Origin of the sequence: Vibrio sp. 10N.247.311.47, assembly GCF_041467535.1 — a bacterium.
GTDB classification, from domain to species: Bacteria; Pseudomonadota; Gammaproteobacteria; order Enterobacterales; family Vibrionaceae; genus Vibrio; species Vibrio crassostreae_C.
Window position 1 is genome coordinate 105,262 of the sequence record NZ_JBFSUR010000014.1, and the last position, 22,820, is coordinate 128,081.

Sequence of the window (22,820 nt, forward strand, 5' to 3'; positions counted from 1 at the left end):
GTAAGCAATTACTCTTCATCAGGGAACCACTGCTGAAGAAGATCACGTGAACGCTCCAACTCATTTTGCCAAGTATTCACACCCACGATCGTTGGCTTAAGTAAGATCACGAGCTCAGTTTTTTGCGTTAACTGATTGGTATTACGGAACAAATGACCTAAGGCTGGAATATCACCGAGGAATGGAACTTTAGAGGTCACATCACTGGTGTTGGATTTCATCAAACCACCAATAACAACCACATCGCCATCTCGAGCTCGAATCACTGAGTCAGACTCACGAATAGAGCTTTTCGCCAAAGGAAGCTGCACCACACCCGTTGTAGAACCAAGGTTGAGCTCTTTCACTTCTTCCTCGACCTCAATAACGGCTGGGTGAACATGTAAGAATACGCTACCTTTATCATCTATCTGAGGGGTCACATCTAAGGAGATACCCGAAAAGAACGGAGTTAACTCAACCTCAGGTGCGACGTTCGCGTTGTCACCACTGCCTACCGCGCTAGATAAATCCGTCACGTAGTATTCGTCAGTACCCACTTTGATAACCGCTTTCTGGTTGTTTGCAGCTGTGACTCGTGGGCTTGATAGAACGTTCAGGTCACCTTGAGTATCCATAAAGCTCAATACCGCTTCAAAACTGCCATCTGAGATCGTTACGTTGGTTTGCCCGCCTAACAAAGAGCTGATCGCATCTAATGGAGGCAAAGTTCCACCAGGTCGATCAATTACCACACCGCCGCTGCCAATCGACTTAGATAAATTAGACCAGCTAATACCTTGTTGGTAACCATCACTCAAGGTTACTTCCATGATTTTGGCTTCTAGGATAACTTGACGCTGCAGGCGTTTTTGAGAAATACCTAAGAACTCTCGAACCTCACGAATTTCGTCAGGGTAAGCACGCACTGTAATCACACTAGCTTGCGGGGTCACGACAACGCTTTGCCCATCGCCCGAGCCAATTAAGTGAGCAACCGCCGCTTCAAGCTGTGGCCAAAAATCACTTTCAGAGGTCGTTTCAATCTCTGTACCACCATTCGATGTCGAGTTTGATGAATTAGAAGAGTTAGATGAATTTGACGAGTTTGAGTTCGAGTTTGAAGAGCTCGATGAATTCGAATCTGAGTTAGAGATCGTGCCGGTGGTGATCGTCGTTAGTGAGCGACCAGAACGCTTAACTTGTAAGTAATCGACAGGGATCGTTACGGTGCGAAGACCGGCAGGATAAACTTGAATCACTTTGCCACGCTTTTCAATATCGTAGCCATACATATCTTGAGCAACAGCCAGTACCTCATCTAACGTCACGTCCGTTAGATTAAGCGTAAGGTTTCCAGACACACTTGGGTGAATAGCCGCACTATATTCCGTACCTTTCACTAAGCTGGCAAAAAAAGTTCTCGCTTCAACGCCTTTTGCCTGAATACGAAAACGCTTAACCGTTTCCATCCCCGGAGACATCGAGTCAGAATTAAGCTGAGGCATAAGGTCATCTTGAACCGACGAAGGCAGCTCATGAAGCGCTCTGCTATTGGCTTCATTAATTGATTCGTTTAAAGACTCTTTAATCTCAACAGGATCTCTATGCCCCATCGAACAGCCGACTAAAGATGACACTAGGATTGCTACTACAAGTTTACGCATGTCTTCACTCTAACCTTAATTATTCTTAACATCTAAAGAGAACATCTCTAATTTCCACTGCTTAGAGCTTCTCTGCAGAGTGACGTATTCTGGATCTATGTTCTTAACTCGGTACCCTCTGATCGTTTCCCCTTGTCCGAGAATCTGACCATTCATAATCGCATAGCAAGGCGTATCTCCCTTACACACGATGCTTTCTAAAGAAGGCAAGCGATAACGAGTTGGTGCTTTCTTAGCAGGCGCCGTTTTCTGTTGAGGTGAAAGCCAGCCTAATGGCGCCGTGGGATCTTGCTCAGCCCACACAAAAGAGCTACTAAATAGCAAGGACAACAAAAGAGTTCTAACCACCGATAAACTCCTGTCTAGTACCTAATGTGTAAACCTCGAACACCAGTCGAGCTTTAGGATATTCTTCTACTGAGTATTCAAATGTGCGCCAGTAGTAACTCACAGGTAGAGACTCAAGTGCTTGAAGGTAAGCTGAGATATCAAAGTAACTGCCGGTTAGCTCCATTCTTACAGGGTGAAGAAAGTAGCCTGAATATTCGCTGGTCTCTTTATTGTTCGAAATCGCTTCTGGTTTTAATGACTCTAGCGATTCAAGCTTTAGTCCATTACCGGCGTTAAGAACGCTCTCCAGTAACTGCGACATTTGAGAAGGTGTGATTAATCCATCAACAATCTGAGAAAGCTGAAGAGAGAGATCTTGGCTCTCCACCAGCAGCTTTTTGTACTCTCGATTAATTTCTTTGTCTGGGTCTTTGTTTAACTGAGCTTGCAGAACAAGTAACTCACCTTGCTGCCTTTGATTCGATTGAGTCAGGCTGCTCGCCTTGGCATTTTTAGCTTGTAGATCGAGATACGCAGGCTCAACCAATAAGGTGAACAACAACATCGATAGGCCAACAAAACCACACACAAAAAGTAGCCATTTTTCTCTTTGACTTAATGCAAGAAACTTATCGCTCAGCTGGTTCCACTGCTGCATTATTTACTCTCCCGACGAGTACTTAGCTCAAACGTCACCACATCCTGATCATTACGGCCAATTTTTAGTTTTTCAAAAGTGCGTCCGACTAAATTAAGCTCACTTTTAAACTGACCAATCCAGTTCGGAACGACATTTGCGTTACGAGCCAAGCCACTAAGATCTAAAGTATCGTGGGTCATGTAGATGTGCGAAAGAGAAATGTCATTTCGGCCTAATTTAGCTAAGGAATTCATGACGCCAGAATACCCGACTTGTTGGGATTCGTCGTATTGTCCAACAGCCTTCAAAGCCTCTTTTTTAGCCTCAGTCTCACGTTTGAGACGCGCAACCGCCGCGACTTTCTCTGGAGACGGTTTATGCTGAGTTAACTTACTATTCAATTGGTTAACTTGCTTATTAAGTTGATTCGAGTCTTGTTGCAGGGCTGTTAGCTCTTTATCTAGATTAGAAACTTGATACTGCATTGCGAAGTAACCACCAAGCATCAAAACACAAACTGCTCCCCAGCTCGCAACAACATTGGTCAGCGTAAAATATTCTTTTTTAGGCTTAAGGTGTTCAGGGTAAAGATTGACCTTAAACGTCTCTTTTTCAGCTGCAAGTTTAAGCAACAAACTCTCTGAATTATCACGCTCACCTTCAACCAACAGTGAAACTGTCGAGCTCAATGTACTGTTTAAGGCACTTTGTAACTCTGCTTCATCTTCTTCGTCACAACAGATTTTAAGCTGGTGAAGCTGGGTGCCTTTAATTTGAGAAGAAAGGTAATCAATCGAGCGTTGAAGCTCTAAAGCGAGGCCATCTAACTGCAGAGCACTTGACGCAACACCCGTTAAAGGTGGCACAACACTGCGGATGGTTCTTTGAAAACAAACGGTATTTTCGACAAACGCACCCAATTTAAAGTGTGAATTGACGCTACGTTGTAAAAGAATGAAATTAGACAGTTCGCCTGCACTGTAACCCCAGATTTCATCTTCAGGAGCAACACCTATTAATTCAACCTGAGCCGAATTAGTGATATTCAAAAGCTTGTCCAACAGCTTTTTAGGCAGGACATATACTTGCAGCTTGTTCGACGTTGGTAACGCGACCGCACTCGCAGTAATTTCCGTGACTCTTTCTGAAACAAGATCTTTGAGTAAAAAAGGCAGTGCTACCGACCATTCACTCTCTGGAATGTCCGGTTTATCAATTTGGTAGGTTTGGTAGTAGTTAGCACAGACAATCAGTTGGACGCTATTACTGGTAAACGCCTCACTGCTAAGCGATTTTTTTAGCGCACTCTCCCAGTCCCCATTAACCACGGGAATGCTGGCTACTTGAGGATCTTGTTCTGTCGATGAAATATAAATGGCGTCATTGCCCAGCAAGACAACTTGCGAGCTACCTTTATTATTCGTTGGCTTTATTTTGTCTAAAATCGCTTTAAAATTCATTCTTAACTACTACTCTTACGCCATCGATTTCTTCGTCCAACTTTGACAACAGATTCCGCTTTCGCGGCTTTTTCTGCTTGATTAGGCAAAGGGATAATTTGTTGTTCTTCGTCGAAATATCTCCCTTGATAGCCGTTAATGCCTAACTCTATCAAGGTATTCTTTTCTTGTTTTGTCTCGACTCCAACGGCAATAACTTGAGTTGGAGAATCACCACACGCCCCAATTAAGCTGCGAACAAACAGTTGGTTCTCATGCCTTTGGTCGATTTTCTTTATTAGGCTTCGATGAAGCTTAATATAATTAACCTTCAAATCCTTTATATAGTGAGTGCTAACAATGGTTCGCCCAGCTTGGCCAACCACAACTTTACACCCTAAACCTCGCAACATCTTTGCCACCGGTCTCATATAATCAAGATGAGCAATCAAGTGCCCTTCTGGAAACTCAAACGCAAGCTGAGAGCGGTGTTGAGCAGAGAGCTGTAACAACTCACTCCTAAACCACTTAAAGTGCTGTTTATTAGCAAACGGGGTAACATTCAGATTCACTGAATAGTTGATAGGTTGAGTTGATTCTTTCAACGATTTCAACACAACCTTTAGAACCGATTGGTCCATTTGAGCTTGATAACCCACTTGCTCTACCGCAGGCATAAATCGAGACGATTTCAATAAACCTTTGTCAGGATCCTGAATTCTAGTAAATATTTCTCTATGCAATTCATTAACTTGACCAGATTCCGGCATAAGATAACACCGCTGAGCAAAGATTACTAAATTTTCAGGAAGCAGCGCTTTATCAAGTAATGTTCTCCAACGAACACTGCCTCTATCAAGCTCATTCTTATTCTCTTTCGGGTAACGGCTCCAGTTATTAATACGCTCTAACTGAGCACTCTTTAGTGCCGTTTCCGTTTCATCCATGATCTGGCTATGACGCTCACCTTCGGTATACATGGTCACACCAATATGACACCAGTTATCCGACTCTAAAGGCTCTGGCGGAGTTAGCTTATCTAACTGCCTTAAACACTGAGCAGCCAAGGTCGCAATATCTTTTGCGCCCTGATGAGGGATAAATACAGCAAAGTCCGCTTCGTAATAGCGAGAAAAAATGACATCGGGATAGCGTTGAACGATATTCGACAGTACTTCACCGACTTCAATAATAAAGCCGTCTGTGGTTTGCTTATCGTTAGCATCACTAACTTGCTCCCATTCGTCGATACGTATCAGTAACACACCGCCTCGAGCACCACTTTCATGCAGTGCCGATTCCAGCTTATTATCGAATAAAACTCGGTTTGCCGTTCCCGTGAGTTTATCTAGGAAAGTATGGGTACGAATAAAGGTATCAAAGCGACTTCGTTCTTGACGAGCATCTTGTAGCTCTTCAATCAATACATCTAAGGCTTCGCTTGCGGTATAAGGCCACTCTCGCTCATCTCCCTTTGCATGAGCTTCAACCTGACCGGCCAAGATCATTCTTCCTCGCTCTTCCAAGATTTCAGAACCCATGAGTTGTTCTTTCAACCAACGAACACCGCGAGCAAGACAGAACAGAACCAATGCGACAGCCAAAGTAATTGACCACATCGCTTCCATTGAGTAGTTGTAGCCAATATAAGGAGGAAGTGCTTTAAATTCGATTCGGTAGCCTTCATTACGCTCTAAAATGAAGCTTTTCTCATAAAGACGATTGGGATCAATTTGTGGGGAGGTATCTTTGAAACGATAAACGATGCCGGTCTTGTTCGAGAGTTTCATCTCAACAATATTGCTCGCCTGCAACATCTTAGGCATCCAACGCTGCATTGAATACGCGGCGTCAGGGTCTTCCATCTCTTTATCTACAACGTCGACAATGCCAACCAAATAATGGTCTAAATATTCCTGTCCAATACGCTTAAAGGAAAGTGTGCCACCAATAAAAAGAATGAACATCGCGCTGATCACTATCACGGTGACAAATGCGACCAATCGAGTGCTCAATTTTAGTGTCGGGGTATATCTCATGAATAACGAAATCCTTTTCAACTCACATTATACCGTATTGCTACTTATACTATAAATTGACGTTGTAAATAAAGCGTTAAGAATTGTAGGTAACAAAAAGCCGCGATGAACGCGGCTTTTTCCAATTTAATACTGTCTTTATAATATATTAAAAACAGGGATCAAAATGGGATGTCATCATCAAAATCCATTGGCGGCTCATTATATTGAGGTTGAGCCTGCTGAGGAGCTTGTTGAGGTGCTTTTGGCTGCTGTTGAGCGGGAGCACTGTATTGTTGTTGCTGTTGTTGTGGCTGCTGTGGCTGACCCCAACCACCTTGCTGTTGGTTGTTACCCATGCCACCTTGAGCAGGAGCACCACCTTGAGCACGGCCGCCAAGCATTTGCATTACACCATTGAAGCCTTGAACAACCACTTCAGTTGTGTAGCGATCTTGACCGCTTTGATCTTGCCATTTACGTGTTTGAAGTTGACCTTCAATGTAAACTTGAGAACCTTTACGTAGGTACTCACCAGCAACTTCCGCAAGCTTGCCAAACAGAGCAACACGGTGCCATTCTGTTTTTTCACGCTGCTCGCCAGTTGCTTTATCACGCCATGACTCTGACGTTGCAATGGTAATGTTCGCTACTGCGCCGCCATTTGGCATGTAACGAATTTCAGGGTCATTACCTAGGTTACCCACTAATATAACTTTGTTAACTCCACGGCTAGCCATGATTTGCTCCGTCTAAATTCATAGTCTCAGAAAATTTTAGCGCACAAGAATAGCATGCTTTTCTACAGTGATAAATCGCATTCCTATTCTCTCCTCACTACAAAGAATAAAAACGTAACAAATCATGATATTCAGAGCGATGTTGCTTTTTTCTCCACTTACAAACCACTCATTTACTTTGATAATTGATATTCAACGCAAGTCACTATCAAGGCGCTAGAGAAGCTAAAGCCTGCATGACAACGTGGAATCTAATCCCACTCAAACAGGACGTTTCAATGAGAAAATCAAGATACGCTCGCACTTTACACTTTCTGTGCATCGACCCAAACGATACCTATCTACATGTAAAAGAGATAGAAAAGCATTTATCTATTGTTCTCTACAAAATGACACCCGACGAATTAATGCTAGTTGATAGAAAGCAGAGTAACCGGATCTTGCTCGTCGATTACAGAGAGGTACCACAACTACTGATTATTTGTCCTAACCTGACTGTTATGTGGAAAAATCACGAAATCATTTTATTCAATGTCCCCCAGCAACTTCCAACCTCAGAGCTTCTTACCTATGGGGTACTAAAAGGACTCTTTTACAACACTGAACAAAAGGACAAGATTGCTCGTGGTCTTCAAGAAGTCATTGATGGCGATAACTGGCTGCCAAGGAAGGTAACCAATCAACTGTTGTTTTATTATCGCAATATGGTCAATACCAACACCACACCAACCAATGTTGATTTAACCATTCGTGAGATCCAGGTGATTCGCTGTCTTCAATCCGGGTCTTCAAACACACAAATCGCCGATGACTTGTTTATTAGTGAGTTCACGGTTAAATCTCACCTCTATCAAATATTCCGTAAGCTTGCGGTAAAAAATAGAGTTCAAGCGATAGCATGGGCAAACCAGAACCTGCTTGCATAATCGACCCACCTCTTAGTCTGACGATAATTTTGAGGGAAGCTCTAGTAAACCATGGCTATTGTTGCTGAATTTTCTACATAACTTATGCTAGAGTTGCCCTCAGAAATATCAACCACTCAGGTTGAATCAATAATTATTATAGATAAAGGGTCTTATCATGATCAAAAAGTGCCTTTTCCCGGCAGCTGGCTACGGTACACGTTTTTTACCTGCAACCAAGTCAATGCCTAAAGAAATGATGCCTGTAGTAAACAAACCTCTGATTGAATACGGTGTAGAGGAAGCTATCGAAGCTGGTATGGATGGAATGTGCATCGTTACTGGACGTGGTAAGCACTCGATCATGGATCACTTTGATAAAAACTACGAGCTTGAGCACCAGATTAGCGGCACCAATAAAGAAGACCTATTGGTTAATATCCGTGAAACGATTGAAGCGGCAAACTTCACCTACATTCGTCAACGTGAGATGAAAGGCCTTGGCCATGCTATTTTAACGGGTCGCGAACTTGTAGGCGATGAACCGTTCGCAGTAGTACTTGCTGATGACCTTTGTGTGAACGAGCAACAAGGCGTGCTAGCTCAGATGGTTGCGCTATACAAACAGTTCCGCTGTTCTATTGTTGCTGTACAAGAAGTTCCAGAAGAAGAGACTCACAAGTACGGTGTTATCTCTGGCGAAATGATCAAAGATGACCTTTTCCGAGTTGATGACATGGTAGAGAAGCCAGAGCAAGGTACAGCACCAAGCAACCTAGCGATCATTGGTCGTTATATTCTGACTCCAGATATCTTTGAATTAATCGAGCAGACAGAACCAGGTAAAGGCGGCGAAATCCAGATCACTGATGCATTGCTAAAACAGGCAAAAGCAGGCTGTGTATTGGCTTACAAATTTAAAGGCCAACGTTTTGACTGTGGTAGTGTTGAAGGCTATATCGAAGCAACAAACTACTGCTTCGAAAACCTATACAAGAAAGACCAGCAGCAAATCGAGCTAGGTAAACACTCGACCAAGAAAGAAGCATAACGACTGGTTAATCACTAACGTTACTGATTTTAGAAAGGGCGACTCTTTGAGTCGCCCTTTTTGTTTACTGTTTTTTTATCCAGTAAAACTTTGCACAAATCTCACTCTATGTAATACTTTAGCCACTTAAAATTACATGGTCTATTGAGATGGATAAAATAGAAATTAGAGGCGCTCGTACGCATAACCTCAAAGACGTCAACCTAACCATTCCACGTGACAAACTGACTGTCATCACCGGATTATCGGGTTCAGGAAAGTCGTCACTTGCGTTTGACACACTCTACGCAGAAGGTCAGCGTCGTTATGTTGAATCTCTGTCTGCTTACGCTCGTCAATTTCTATCTCTTATGGAAAAGCCTGATGTCGACCATATTGAAGGTCTGTCTCCAGCTATCTCAATAGAACAAAAATCGACTTCACATAACCCTCGCTCAACCGTCGGTACCATTACCGAAGTCTATGATTACCTCAGATTATTGTATGCGCGAGTAGGCGAACCTCGCTGTCCAGACCACAACATCCCTCTAGCAGCACAAACCATCAGTCAAATGGTCGATAAGGTCTTAGAACTGCCTCAAGGCTCAAAGATGATGTTGATGGCACCGATTGTCAAAGAGCGCAAAGGTGAGCATGTTAAAACACTGGAAAACTTAGCTGCGCAAGGCTTTATCCGAGCCCGAATTGATGGTGAAACCTGTGATCTATCCGATCCACCAGCACTTGAACTTCATAAGAAGCACACCATTGAAGTTGTGGTAGACAGATTCAAGGTTCGTCCTGATCTTCAACAGCGTTTAGCCGAGTCATTCGAGACCACATTAGAGCTCTCTGGCGGTATCGCTGTCGTCGGCTGGATGGACGAAACGGATCAAGAAGAGATCGTATTCTCTGCTAACTTCGCTTGTCCTAAATGTGGTTACAGCATGCAAGAGCTTGAGCCTCGCCTGTTCTCATTTAATAACCCGGCAGGAGCATGTGGTACGTGTGATGGTCTTGGTGTTCAACAGTATTTTGATCCAAGCCGAGTGATTTTAGATGAGAACCTAAGCATTGCTGAAGGTGCGATAAAAGGTTGGGATCAAAAGAACTACTACTATTTCCAAATGCTAACGTCGCTGTCAGAACATTATGGTTTTGATCTGTATGCGCCATTTAATTCTCTACCGAAAAAGACTCAAGAGATCATTCTAAAAGGATCAGATCGTACTGAAGTGGAATTCAAGTACATCAATGACCGAGGTGATATTCGGGTTAAGCGTCATCCATTTGAGGGCATTTTAAATACCTTGGAGCGCCGTTACCGTGATACTGAATCGAGCGCAGTGCGTGAAGACCTTGCTAAATACATCTCAACCAAATCGTGCTCTAGCTGTGATGGCACTCGCCTGAGATTAGAAGCTCGTAATGTTTTCATTGGTGATACAACACTTCCGGAAATCGTTGAACTTAGCATTGCTGACGCACTACAATTTTTCCAAGAATTGAAGCTAGACGGTCAACGTGGGCAGATCGCAGATAAAGTGATGAAAGAGATCAATGATCGTCTGCATTTCTTAGTCAACGTTGGTTTGAACTACCTTAACCTATCACGCAGTGCTGAAACGCTGTCTGGTGGTGAGGCGCAACGTATTCGTTTGGCGAGCCAAATCGGTGCCGGTTTAGTTGGCGTTATGTATGTACTTGATGAGCCATCAATTGGTCTCCACCAGCGCGATAATGAACGTCTATTGCAAACCTTAATTCACCTGAGAGACTTAGGTAATACGGTACTTGTTGTGGAACATGACGAAGATGCAATTCGTTGTGCTGACCATGTTATCGATATCGGTCCAGGAGCAGGGGTGCACGGTGGTCACGTGGTGGCAGAAGGTACCATGCAAGACATCATCGAAAACCCGAACTCTTTGACAGGCCAATACCTGAGCGGTGCTAAAGAAATTGCAGTGCCTGAAAAGAGAACGCCTATCGACAAGAAAAAGGTCGTCGAGATCGTTGGCGCAACGGGGAACAACCTAAAGAATGTGACCGCGACAATTCCTGTTGGCTTGTTCAGTTGTATTACGGGCGTATCAGGTTCGGGTAAATCAACGCTTATCAACGATACCTTCTTTAAAGTCGCCCACACTCAATTAAACGGTGCCACGACTGCAGTTCCAGCAAAGCACAAAAAGATTAAAGGGTTAGAACATTTTGATAAGGTAATCGACATAGATCAAAGCCCTATCGGTCGTACACCAAGATCAAACCCTGCGACCTACACAGGGATTTTCACCCCTATTCGTGAACTATTCGCGGGCACTCAGGAATCACGTTCTCGTGGTTACAAGCCAGGTCGATTCAGCTTTAACGTTCGTGGTGGTCGTTGTGAGGCTTGTCAGGGAGACGGCGTAATCAAGGTAGAGATGCACTTCTTACCCGATGTGTATGTGCCTTGTGATGTGTGTAAAGGTAAGCGCTATAACCGTGAGACTCTAGAGGTCCGCTACAAAGGTAAAACCATTGACGAAGTTCTAGAGATGACTGTGGAAGATGCTCGTGAATACTTCAACCCGGTACCTGTTATCGCTCGTAAACTGCAAACTTTAATGGACGTTGGCCTCTCTTACATTCGCTTAGGGCAAGCAGCTACAACCTTATCTGGTGGTGAAGCTCAGCGTGTTAAATTAGCGCGTGAACTGTCTAAACGAGACACGGGAAAAACCTTATACATTCTCGATGAGCCAACAACAGGCCTTCATTTCCACGATATCCAGCAGCTACTGACGGTATTACATAGACTGCGTGATCACGGTAATACAGTTGTCGTGATTGAGCACAACCTAGATGTCGTTAAAACAGCAGACTGGATCCTAGATCTTGGCCCAGAAGGTGGGCAAGGTGGTGGTGAGATTGTTGCAGAGGGTACACCTGAAGATGTGGCGTTAGTCGAAGGTTCACACACTGCTCGCTTCCTTAAGCCTATGTTAAATTTGAAGTAGGTGTAAAATAGCGCCCTGCGGGCAGACAGAAAAATGTTAAAGTAACAGAGCTTGTTTCAGAAGGAACAAGCTCTGTTTTTATAAGGTTAGGGATTTATGGCAACAATACACACTAGCGGTACTCAGCTAGAAAATCAGGTCACTCAGCTACCACTCAACAAAGCATTTCTGGCTTCTTTAGCTGTTGTATTCTTGTTAGCTATGCATTTTTTTATGCCGAATCCTGGTGGTTCGGGCCTTGCTCTATCCTTTAACCCTACCACTTGGCTAGCGCTAAGCTTCACGCTAGCGATTGGCTTTTACCAACTTGCGACCAATCGAGTACTCAAGTATTCCAAATTAACAATTGGCTTGTTGATTAGCTGCATCATACTCACGCTACCCATTTTATACAGCAATGCTGCACCTCAAGGAGCGTCAGGACGCTTGCTTGGATTGTGGGCGGGCTTTGCCTTATTTGTGGTGCTGCAGCAATTTAAGTTCAGCAATAAACACAAGCAACGTATGTTGTGGTTCATTGTACTTGCTGTTGTTATACAAGCACTATTTGGCTATGTGCAATATTTCTTATTAGAACCTGGTAACCTATTTGGCTACAACACTGCTGCAAACCGACCATATGGGATATTTCAACAACCGAATGTAATGGCAAGCTTTCTTGCTACTGGTTTTGTGCTGTCCGCTTACCTTTTAGCAAGGCAGCCGACTAAATATAACCATAAGATCAGCGAATCATTCCTACTGTATTTAACTCCAACCTTAACCGTGCCCTTGCTGATCATCATTGCATCACGTACCGGATGGTTGGCCGCTGTCATTGGGTTTATCTGCATTCTGCCCTATCTATACAAGTTCTCGACCAAGAAACGCTTCTACGGATGGTGCGCATCAGTGCTCGTCGGTGTCGTCGTCGCTTTTTCGGTGATCAGCCTAAGTGCGACTGATAGCCTCGCTAGCAAGAAAGCGAACCTAGAAAGCCCGCGCGCTTATACGTTCCCGCAAGCTTTAGATATGATGATCGAAAAGCCATTTACAGGTTATGGTTACGGGAAATTTGAGTCTGAATACACGCTATATACAGCTCGCCAACATCAACTCAACTCGAACTATCATCCAGGTCTTCCTTCAATGGATCACCCGCACAATGAGTTCCTGTTTTGGGGAGTTGAAGGGGGGATTGTACCAATCATCGGAATCTTGATTGCTGCAATATTGGTGATGTCACGCATAACAAGTTCAGCAAAGGGAACACGTCTAGCCCTGCTCGCGTTATTTATCCCAATCCTTTTGCACTCTCAACTTGAGTATCCTTTTTACCACTCGGCGATTCACTGGATAACATTCATTATATTGATTTACTGGGTAGATCAGCGCTCTTCCCGACATTATCAACAGTCGTTCAGTATCATCAGCAAGACCCTATTTAGAGTGTTGAGCTTAGTGCTCCCTATTTTGGTCAGTTTTTATATGTTGAGCGCCCTGCACACCAACTATGTACTGACTAAATTTGAACTGTCTAAGCCGAAAAATCCGGACATTCTTAAGCAGGTAACGAACCCAGTGGTGTGGAAAGATCGCTACGATTGGGATATATACAGCACTTACCTTAATATCGGCCTCTACAAAGCCGACCCGAGCCTTATACAGCCTTACATCGATTGGTCACTGGAGATCATTAAGAGCAAACCAAGACCGGCTTTCTACAGCAATCTGATTCTGGCGTATCAAGGCCTAGGAGAAGAAAGTAAAGCAGAGCAAATTCGTAGCGAAGCGAACTTTTTATTCCCTAACAGAGACTTTTCAAAGGTTCAGTATAAGAAAGTGTCACAAGCAGAAGATAACGTTTCGTCTGCAGAATAATGTTAAGAATTCGCAACGCAAGCTTCACTTAGTAGGCAGTAGGAGCTTGGGGTAGATACAAAAAAGCGCACGATCTCTCGTGCGCTTTTCTTTTTAATTTCAGTTCATGCAGCTACTTCAAAACATCTTTTAGCGCTTTTAGGCACAACGCGACATTCTCTTTACGAGCACCGTAACCCATTAGGCCGATACGCCATGCCTTACCAGCCAAAGAGCCAAGCCCAGCACCGATTTCAAGATTATATTCTTCTAAAAGCTGCGTTCTGATCTTAGCCTCATCAATTCCTTCTGGGAAATAAAGTGCATTAAGCTGCGGCAGGCGGCTCTCTTCATCAACCACAAACTTTAACCCTAGAGCTTCTACGCCTTCTTTAAGCTCTTGGTGCATCGCATGATGACGAGACCACGCATTATCTAAGCCTTCATTTTTCAACAAAACCAGCGACTCATGCAGAGCATAAAGGCTGTTCACGGGTGCGGTATGGTGGTAGCTACGCTTACCTTCTCCACTCCAGTAACCTAATACTAAACTTTGATCCAAAAACCAGCTTTGCACTGGTGCTTTACGGGCTTTCATTTTATCAACCGCACGCTGAGAGAAAGTCACTGGAGATAGCCCTGGCACACAAGACAGACACTTTTGGCTGCCAGAATAAACCGCATCAAGCTGCCACTCATCAACCAGCAATGGCACACCACCTAATGATGTCACTGCATCAACAATCGTTAACGCATCAAACTGACGAGCGACAGCAGAGATAGCTTGAGCATCAGATAACGCTCCGGTTGATGTCTCTGCATGCACAAATGCAACAGCAACGGCATCGGGGTTTTCTGCCAATGCTTGTTCTACCTTTTCAACTGAAACGGGCTTGCCCCATTCGTCATCAACAAGGATGGCTTCGCCACCACAACGCACCACGTTTTCTCGCATACGCTCACCGAAGACACCGTTACGACAAACAATCACCTTTTCACCAGGCTCAATCAAGTTAACAAAACAGGTCTCCATACCTGCACTGCCCGGTGCAGAAACGGCAATCGTAAATTCGTTTTCAGTCTGAAAAGCGTATTTAAGAAGTTGTTTAAGCTCATCCATCATCGCAATAAACAGCGGGTCTAGGTGACCTATGGTTGGACGGCTCAAAGCCTGTAGCACTTGAGGTGAGATATCAGAAGGACCAGGCCCCATTAACGTTCGGTGTAGTGGATAAAAGCTATCGATAGCGGTAGTGAGTGGTAAATTAGACATGTACATCCCTTACGTTAATGTTGTGAACAATCCACCCTAAAGCAAATTGATTACCTCAGCAATTAGCCATAAGTATTGAGGTCAAACCACTGTCACATAATTGTTAAAATTATTTTTCAATTATCTCAAGTTACGGATTGACATTGTTACCACAAAAACGTTCAATGAAACGGCTATCTAGCAGAAGAGGAGCACTGCCCAGGCAGATGTTTTGTGGAACCGCATTTCCAATACAAAACATTTATGGGGAGCAGTGCCGAGATAATAAAAGGATGCAGGACCTTTATTATCGGTTGAGCGGGCTGAATCCCGTCAACTGTCGCCATTTCTATATGGTGAAGAGCTTCTGAGGTTACTATTCTAATAATTCCTCTCTTTTTGCTCTAAAACTCTCTTCGAAAAACATCGGACGTTGGATTACCCAACCGTAATTTTATTTTAGGAAGTCGTGGGAGATATATCGTGAGTGCATCTAATGTAGCTGGTTCTTTTAATGTCGCTAAGTTTGGTGGAACAAGTGTTGCCAACTTTGAAGCAATGAGCCGTTGTGCTGCCATTATTGAAAACAACTCAAACACGAAACTGGTCGTGAGTAGTGCATGCTCTGGTGTCACTAACTTGCTGGTTGAACTAGCAAATGGTGTTCAAGACAAAGCTCGTCGTCAGGAACTAATGGCGCAATTAGCGGACATTCACAACGCAATTCTTGACCAACTCGCAGATCCAATCAGCATCGAAAAAGAAGTCCACAGCATTCTTGATGACATTGCGAGCGCTGCAGAGGCCGCATCATTCCAAACAAGTACTAAACTGACGGATCACCTTGTCGCATGTGGCGAGTTGATGTCGACACACATCTTGGCTCAGATCATCTCTGAACGAGGCACTCCTGCTGTTCGCTTTGATATCAGAGATGTGATGCGTACTAATGATGATTTTGGTAAAGCCGAACCTCAACTAGAAGATATTGCCGCTCTAGCGCAAGAGAAACTGATTCCACTTTGCCAACAACAAGTTGTCGTTACCCAAGGTTTTATCGGCGCTGATAGCGAAGGTAACACCACGACTTTAGGCCGCGGTGGCAGTGATTACTCAGCAGCACTGATTGCCGAATCTGTACAGGCGATTGGTCTAGAAATCTGGACGGATGTTCCGGGTATCTACACCACTGACCCTCGTATTGCACCTAAAGCTTCTCCTATCCCAGAGATCAGCTTTAGTGAAGCATCGGAAATGGCAAACTTTGGTGCGAAGATCTTGCACCCATCAACTCTAGTACCTGCACTACGCCACCAAATACCGGTATTTGTCGGCTCTTCTAAAGCGCCAGAGTTAGGTGGTACTTGGATTCGTCAAGAAGTTGAGAGCTCTCCTCTATTTAGAGCGCTTGCCCTACGCTGCAACCAAACCATGGTTACGCTACGTAGCGCTAATATGTTCCATGCCTATGGCTTTTTGGCAAAGGTATTCGAGATCCTTGCTAAACATAAGATCTCGGTCGATCTTATCACCACTTCAGAGATCAGTGTTTCACTAACACTCGATCAAACGGATACCTCTGGTGGTGCCCCTGAGTTACCTGAAGCCGCTCGCATTGAGCTTGAGGAGCTGTGTTCTGTAGATATTGAACACGACCTATGCCTTGTTGCTCTTATTGGTAACAACATGAGTGAAAGCAAAGGCTATGCAAAGCAGGTCTTCGGCACTCTTGAAGACTTCAACCTACGCATGATTTGTTACGGTGCAAGCCCACACAACCTGTGCTTCTTACTAAATGAATCTGTTTCTAAGTTGGCGATTCAAAAACTGCACCAAGAATTATTTGAATAGAAAGTCCGTTTATCATCGACAGATAAATCACAAATACAAAAAGGGTTGCTATTTAGCAACCCTTTCTCTTTTTACTTTACGAATCAAAGCTCATCATAGATTCAAACTAGTTAATGTTAGGACCTAACCACTTCTCGGCTTCTAACATATCCCAGCCCTTACGATCAGCATAGCTTTCTACTTGATCCTGTTGAATCTGTGCAATCGCAAAATATCGCGAATCAGGATGAGAGAAGTACATACCCGACACTGAGGCACCTGGCCACATTGCGTAACTCGTGGTTAGTGACATGTCGATGGCTTTTTCAACGTCCATCAGCTCCCACAACGTACCTTTCTCTGTATGCTCTGGGCAAGCAGGGTAACCTGGAGCTGGACGAATACCTTGGTATTTCTCTCGAATCAAATCGTCGTTAGACAAATTCTCATCTGGCGAGTAACCCCAAATATCCTTTCTCACTTCTTTATGCAGATATTCCGCGAACGCCTCAGCCAATCGGTCAGCAACCGCCTGAATCATAATCGCGTTGTAGTCATCGCCTTTCGCTTTGTATTCATCAGCCAGCTCTCGCTCACCAATACCACCCGTAACCGCAAAGCCACCAATCCAATCCGCTTTACCGCTTTCTTTTGGCGCAATGTAATCAGACAAACAGTAGTTAAAGCCTTTTGGTTTCTCTGTTTGTTGACGAAGATTGTGTAGAACTTTTAGAACTTCGGTACGAGATTCATCGGTATACACCTCAATATCATCACCAACACTGTTCGCTGGGAACATGGCACACATACCACGCGCTTCAAGCAGCTTCTCTTTCTCTACGCGATCCAGTAAATCATTAGCATCTTTGAATAAACGTTTTGCCTCTTCACCCACTTCTTCATGATCAAGGATTGCAGGGTATTTACCAACCAATGACCATGTCATAAAGAATGGAGTCCAATCGATGTACTGACGCAAAGTTGCCACATCAAAATCATTGAAGATGTGAACTCCCGGCTTAGCGGGTGCCGGTGGCGTATACGCATCCCAATCGATAGCAACTTTATTGGCACGAGCTCTTTCAAGCGTGACAGGCTTGGTACGAGGCTTCTTACGATTGTGCTGATCTCGAACGCGATCGTAATCGATATCCAGCTTCTCAACGAAAGCGGGTTTCAATTCATCAGAAAGTAGTGAAGTACAAACACCCACTGCACGCGAGGCATTATTTACGTATACAACAGGTTCTGAATAATTCTGCTCAATCTTAACTGCTGTGTGAGCTTTAGATGTGGTTGCGCCGCCAATCAGAAGAGGCAGCTTGAAACCCTGTCTCTCCATTTCTTTAGCAACATGTACCATTTCATCAAGAGACGGTGTAATCAGCCCAGACAGGCCAATAATGTCGACATTCTCTTCTTTCGCTACCTTGAGAATCTTCTCGCAAGAAACCATCACACCTAAGTCGATAATTTCGTAGTTATTACACTGTAAAACCACACCAACGATATTTTTACCGATATCGTGAACGTCACCTTTAACGGTCGCTAACAAAATCTTACCGTTAGTTGCGCCCACTTCTTTGGATGCATTAATGAATGGTTCTAAATGGGCAACCGCCTGTTTCATCACACGCGCAGACTTTACAACCTGTGGTAAGAACATCTTACCTTCACCAAACAGGTCACCAACAACGTTCATTCCGTCCATTAGAGGACCTTCAATCACTTCAATAGGACGAGAGGCATTAACACGAGCTTCTTCGGTATCTTCAACAATAAAGTCGGTGATACCTTTTACCAAAGAGTGCTCCAAACGCTTCTCTACAGGCCAAGTTCGCCACTCTAATGCAGATTTATCTTCAACCTTACCAACAGCACGCTCTAGGTATTCGGTCGCCATATCCAGCAATCTTTCAGTCGAATCATCACGACGGTTTAGTACCACATCTTCAACAGCATCACGCAGATCTTCTGGAACATTATCGTAAATTTCCAACTGACCAGCGTTTACAATGCCCATATCCATACCGTTTTTAAAACAGTGATATAGGAATACCGCGTGAATAGCCTCACGGACGTAGTTATTACCACGGAATGAGAATGAAACATTCGACACACCGCCAGAGATCATCGCATGCGGGAGATCGCGTTTGATGTCTCCTACTGCTTCAATGAAATCAACCGCATAGTTATTATGCTCATCGATACCAGTAGCCACTGCGAAAATATTCGGGTCAAAAATAATATCTTCTGGTGGGAAACCGACTTCATCAACAAGAATGTTGTAGGCATTGGTACAGATTTCGACTTTACGCTCTCGAGTATCAGCCTGCCCGACTTCATCAAACGCCATCACGATGACAGCAGCACCATAACGACGAACTAATTTGGCTTGCTCAACAAACTTCTCTTTGCCTTCTTTTAGAGAGATTGAGTTAACGATGCCTTTGCCTTGAATACACTTTAGGCCAGCTTCGATAACTTCCCACTTAGAAGAATCGACCATAACAGGTACTTTCGAGATTTCAGGTTCTGAAGCACATAGATTCAGGAATTTAACCATACACGCCTCGGCGTCTAGCATCCCTTCATCCATGTTGATATCGATAATTTGAGCACCATTCTCGACTTGCTCTCGAGCTACACTCAAGGCTTCGTCGTAGAGCTCTTCTTTGATAAGGCGCTTAAAGCGTGCAGAGCCGGTAACATTGGTCCGCTCACCTACATTCACGAACAAAGATTCTTTAGCTATCGTCAGTGGCTCTAGTCCCGAAAGACGACAAGAAACTGGTAAGTCTGGCAATTGACGCGGCGTTACACCTTCAACGGCCTCAGCCATTTGACGGATATGCTCTGGAGTAGTACCACAACACCCACCAATTAGGTTCAAGAAGCCACTTTCAGCCCACTCTTTAACATGTTCAGCCATATCCTCAGGAGAAAGGTCATACTCGCCAAATGCATTAGGCAAACCCGCATTAGGGTGAGCAGAAACATTGCACTCTGAGATACGAGACATCTCACCGACATACTCACGCAGTTCATCAGGGCCCAATGCACAGTTCAATCCAAATGAGATTGGTTTTACATGACGAAGGGCGTTGTAGAATGCTTCTGTCGTCTGTCCTGAAAGGGTACGACCTGATGCGTCAGTGATGGTACCGGAAATCATCACTGGAAGAGCAATACCCACCTCTTCAAAAACAGATTCAACGGCAAAGGCACACGCTTTCGCGTTTAACGTATCAAAGATAGTTTCAATAAGAATTAAATCTGAACCGCCCTTAATGAGCGCGCGAGTCGATTCAGAATAGGCTTCAACCAGTTCGTCAAAGCTAACATTACGGTAACCTGGATCGTTTACATCAGGCGAGATAGAACAAGTTCGGTTGGTTGGACCTAATACACCCGCGACGAAGCGAGGTTTATCTGGGGTCTTTGCAGTCCATTCATCAGCTGCTTCACGAGCAAGCTTGGCAGCAGCAAAGTTAATCTCTTCACTAAGGCTTTCCATATCATAGTCGGCCATAGCGATGGTTGTAGCGTTAAAGGTATTGGTTTCGAGGATGTCAGCCCCAGCTTCCAAATACTCCATATGGATATCTTTGATAAGCTTAGGCTGTGTAAGAACTAAAAGGTCATTGTTGCCCTTCAAGTCACTGTGCCAATCAGCAAAGCGTTCACCACGATAGTCTTGCTCTTCCAATTTATAATCCTGAATCATGGTGCCCATGCCACCATCAATCAGTAAAATTCGTTGCTTCAACAGAGCGTCAATCTTTTGCCTTACATTACTTCCCACGGTACAACCTCATTCCTTTAATTATCCCTCCATCCTATCACACATTAAAAAGGAGTCTAGACGTCTAAAAAAGGAAATTGATTACTGAGTCATGACAAAAAAATGTTTGCTATTTGAGCATGAGACAACGAAAATTCATATTCATACTTTGTTACATGTTGGAATCCCAATGTCGGTCTATTACACCTTATGCTTCTTGTCCGCTGCAGCCATGCTTATTGCTTTCGTGAATACAAAAATTGGTAAAATGCAGACAACCATCGCCATCACAGCTGGCTCAATGATGTTATCTCTATTGATTATCATTGCGGGACAAAATAATTGGTTCCAATTGGCAGACATTGCCTCAGAGACCGTTGCCAGTATCAATTTTGAAGATTTCCTTCTAAAAGGGATATTAGGATTCTTACTATTTGCAGGCGGTTTGGGAATCAAATTACCAAACCTAAAAGACCAGAAATGGGAAATAACAGTACTCGCGTTAGGTGCTACGCTGTTTTCAACATTCTTTATCGGTTTTGTGCTGTACGGGTTTTGCCAGTTCATCGGTATTCAATTTGATCTGATTTACTGCCTACTCTTTGGCTCGCTAATCTCTCCAACCGATCCCATCGCCGTGCTAGCAATAGTAAAGAAACTCGACGCTCCCAGAAGAATCTCTACTCAAATCGAGGGAGAATCTCTATTCAACGATGGTTTTGGCTTAGTTATCTTCGTAACCCTATTTACTATCGCATTCGGCACAGAAGCGCCAACCGTCGGTAGTGTGACCATGCTATTCGTTCAAGAGGCAATTGGCGGCATCGTCTACGGTTTTGTTTTAGGTCTTGTATTCCATTACCTAATCAGCAACACCGACGACCACTCGATGGAGTTGCTATTAACCATCGGCATTCCAACTGCTGGTTATGCGTTTGCTGAAGTTCTACATGTATCAGGACCATTAGCGATGGTGGTCTCAGGTATCATGATTGGTAACTGGACTCGCTTTATCGGATTCTCAAAAGAGAGTGAAGATCACTTAGATCATTTCTGGGAATTGATAGATGAATTCTTAAACGGCGTATTATTCCTACTAATTGGTATGTCGATGCTGTTATTCAAATTCCACCAAGAAGATTGGATCTTAATGGCTTTCGCAGTCCCTCTAGTATTGAGTGCACGTTACTTGAGTGTTTTCTTGTCTTACATCGGATTTAAACGCTTTAGAACTTACAACCCGTGGTCGATTAAGATTCTAACTTGGGGTGGTTTACGCGGTGGCTTAGCACTAGCCATGGCACTTTCAATCCCTTCAGGTATCTGGGTAATTGAAGACAAAGCAATCGATGTTAAAGAGATAATCCTTGTCATGACATACGCCGTTGTTGTGTTTTCTATTCTGGTTCAAGGCTCAACTATCACTCCTATGATAGAGAAAGCAAAACAAGCAGAGAAAGAGCTAGATTAACACCTAGATAGATCAACCAAGGCCGCCTACTTTAGGTGGCCTTTTTTATACCCAATGGAAGTCAAACTCACCAATTCCCATACTGAAGCTATCGCTGAAAGGTATGCGTGGAACATAGAGCTCATATCGATATTTGATACCACTATTATTGGAGTAATCGAAAGCCTTAATTTCGGGGGAGCACTAAATTTGGCCAGAACTCGTTCAGAAGGTTAAGTCATACTGAGAACTCGTTCTTCTGCTCACTCGTTAGTCTACCCAATAACCCACTCTCAAGTTATATAAGCTTCAATCGAAAGGCTTCACCTTTCACCTGGAAACAAAAATAACGGGACTCAACGTCTCGCTAGAATAGCGTTAGTTATTAACAGGACTACGGAGCTAGATGAGTGGTGAACAGAAAGCTTTAGCTTTGAACTAAGTCATTAAATACAGCAAGGCTGCACTAAATCAGTGTTCGATAGAGATAGCTAAAGGAATACATGGTACTTCAAGTGATACTTGTAAAAATGACAGGAATAAAAAGCGCTAGCATTTCTGCCGAGACGTGCAGACTAGAGTCTTAAATATGGCAAGGCTGGAATGAGTAGGCACTCCGGAGATTCGAGCACGCAGGTGAGCTAGGAGCGCCTAGTTATCCCAACATTACTTCGTAGAAGCAGCAGATACAAAAAAGCCCCAGTATTTCTGCTGAGGCTTAGTATATGGAAAGGTTGGAGGTTTAGACTCCCAACACGCGCTGTTTTGGTAAGTAGGAGAATCCGCGGCTTTGCTAATGGCGTATATTATACCAATCCGGAAAATTAACTGATCAGGTCAATCCAATCTCTTGTACACATTTTTGTGACGCGATCTTTGCACTCAAGAAATCCATTCCAAGCGCTACAGACCTTC

The 22,820-nt window shown here is 43.9% G+C and carries 14 protein-coding genes and 1 riboswitch; of the genes, 6 read left to right on the forward strand and 8 right to left on the reverse strand.

Features of this window, described 5'->3' with window-relative positions; translation table 11 throughout:
* Positions 1-8: 8 nt before the first annotated feature.
* The 6 genes from mshL to AB6E51_RS11605 all read right to left on the reverse strand — a co-directional run bounded on the left by mshL (position 9) and on the right by AB6E51_RS11605 (position 6,813).
* The gene (gene mshL, locus AB6E51_RS11580; RefSeq protein ID WP_017065932.1) at positions 9-1,646 is read right to left on the reverse strand and encodes a pilus (MSHA type) biogenesis protein MshL; all 1,638 of its coding nucleotides are present in this window, start codon (positions 1,644-1,646) and stop codon (positions 9-11) included.
* A 15-nt stretch (positions 1,647-1,661) separates the two neighbouring features.
* Positions 1,662-1,994: a hypothetical protein gene (locus AB6E51_RS11585; protein ID WP_017061346.1), complete on the reverse strand. Its 333-nt coding sequence runs from the start codon at positions 1,992-1,994 to the stop codon at positions 1,662-1,664.
* The gene (gene pilO, locus AB6E51_RS11590) at positions 1,987-2,634 is read right to left on the reverse strand and encodes a type 4a pilus biogenesis protein PilO (RefSeq protein ID WP_017061345.1); all 648 of its coding nucleotides are present in this window, start codon (positions 2,632-2,634) and stop codon (positions 1,987-1,989) included. Before pilO ends, AB6E51_RS11585 begins: the two co-directional genes overlap by 8 nt.
* Positions 2,634-4,076, reverse strand: a complete 1,443-nt coding sequence (locus AB6E51_RS11595) for an MSHA biogenesis protein MshI (RefSeq protein WP_372058116.1) — start codon at positions 4,074-4,076, stop codon at positions 2,634-2,636. The genes pilO and AB6E51_RS11595 overlap by 1 nt, the downstream gene beginning before the upstream one ends.
* Before the next feature lie 2 nt (positions 4,077-4,078).
* The gene (gene csrD, locus AB6E51_RS11600; protein ID WP_017062969.1) at positions 4,079-6,094 is read right to left on the reverse strand and encodes an RNase E specificity factor CsrD; all 2,016 of its coding nucleotides are present in this window, start codon (positions 6,092-6,094) and stop codon (positions 4,079-4,081) included.
* A gap of 161 nt (positions 6,095-6,255) precedes the next feature.
* Entirely contained in the window at positions 6,256-6,813 is a 558-nt protein-coding gene (locus AB6E51_RS11605) for a single-stranded DNA-binding protein (RefSeq protein WP_017061342.1), read from the reverse strand.
* Positions 6,814-7,091: 278 nt separating this feature from the next.
* Between AB6E51_RS11605 and AB6E51_RS11610 the strand changes: the two genes are divergently transcribed.
* The 4 genes from AB6E51_RS11610 (at position 7,092) to AB6E51_RS11625 (ending at position 13,610) form a co-directional block, all read left to right on the forward strand.
* Positions 7,092-7,739: a LuxR C-terminal-related transcriptional regulator gene (locus tag AB6E51_RS11610; protein ID WP_029235590.1), complete on the forward strand. Its 648-nt coding sequence runs from the start codon at positions 7,092-7,094 to the stop codon at positions 7,737-7,739.
* Between the two features lie 157 nt (positions 7,740-7,896).
* Positions 7,897-8,769, forward strand: a complete 873-nt coding sequence (gene galU, locus AB6E51_RS11615; RefSeq protein WP_017061340.1) for a UTP--glucose-1-phosphate uridylyltransferase GalU — start codon at positions 7,897-7,899, stop codon at positions 8,767-8,769.
* A gap of 149 nt (positions 8,770-8,918) precedes the next feature.
* Entirely contained in the window at positions 8,919-11,750 is a 2,832-nt protein-coding gene (uvrA, locus tag AB6E51_RS11620) for an excinuclease ABC subunit UvrA (RefSeq protein WP_372058115.1), read from the forward strand.
* A gap of 96 nt (positions 11,751-11,846) precedes the next feature.
* Positions 11,847-13,610 carry a PglL family O-oligosaccharyltransferase gene (locus tag AB6E51_RS11625; RefSeq protein ID WP_372058114.1) on the forward strand — a complete coding sequence of 588 codons (1,764 nt, stop codon included), beginning with the start codon at positions 11,847-11,849 and terminating at the stop codon, positions 13,608-13,610.
* A gap of 112 nt (positions 13,611-13,722) precedes the next feature.
* On the opposite strand, the gene AB6E51_RS11630 is transcribed toward AB6E51_RS11625, so the two are convergent.
* Entirely contained in the window at positions 13,723-14,862 is a 1,140-nt protein-coding gene (locus AB6E51_RS11630) for an alanine--glyoxylate aminotransferase family protein (protein WP_371722096.1), read from the reverse strand.
* A gap of 176 nt (positions 14,863-15,038) precedes the next feature.
* A riboswitch (Lysine riboswitch) is annotated at positions 15,039-15,216 on the forward strand.
* Positions 15,217-15,324: 108 nt separating this feature from the next.
* Here AB6E51_RS11630 and lysC point away from each other — a divergent pair.
* Positions 15,325-16,692 (forward strand): lysine-sensitive aspartokinase 3, encoded by a 1,368-nt coding sequence (gene lysC, locus AB6E51_RS11635; protein WP_136973962.1) that lies wholly within the window; start codon positions 15,325-15,327, stop codon positions 16,690-16,692.
* A gap of 106 nt (positions 16,693-16,798) precedes the next feature.
* On the opposite strand, the gene metH is transcribed toward lysC, so the two are convergent.
* On the reverse strand, positions 16,799-20,476 hold the full coding sequence (gene metH / locus AB6E51_RS11640) for a methionine synthase (RefSeq protein ID WP_372058113.1): 3,678 nt from the start codon (positions 20,474-20,476) through the stop codon (positions 16,799-16,801).
* A 169-nt stretch (positions 20,477-20,645) separates the two neighbouring features.
* Between metH and AB6E51_RS11645 the strand changes: the two genes are divergently transcribed.
* Entirely contained in the window at positions 20,646-21,926 is a 1,281-nt protein-coding gene (locus AB6E51_RS11645; protein ID WP_017061334.1) for a sodium:proton antiporter, read from the forward strand.
* Positions 21,927-22,820: the final 894 nt, after the last annotated feature.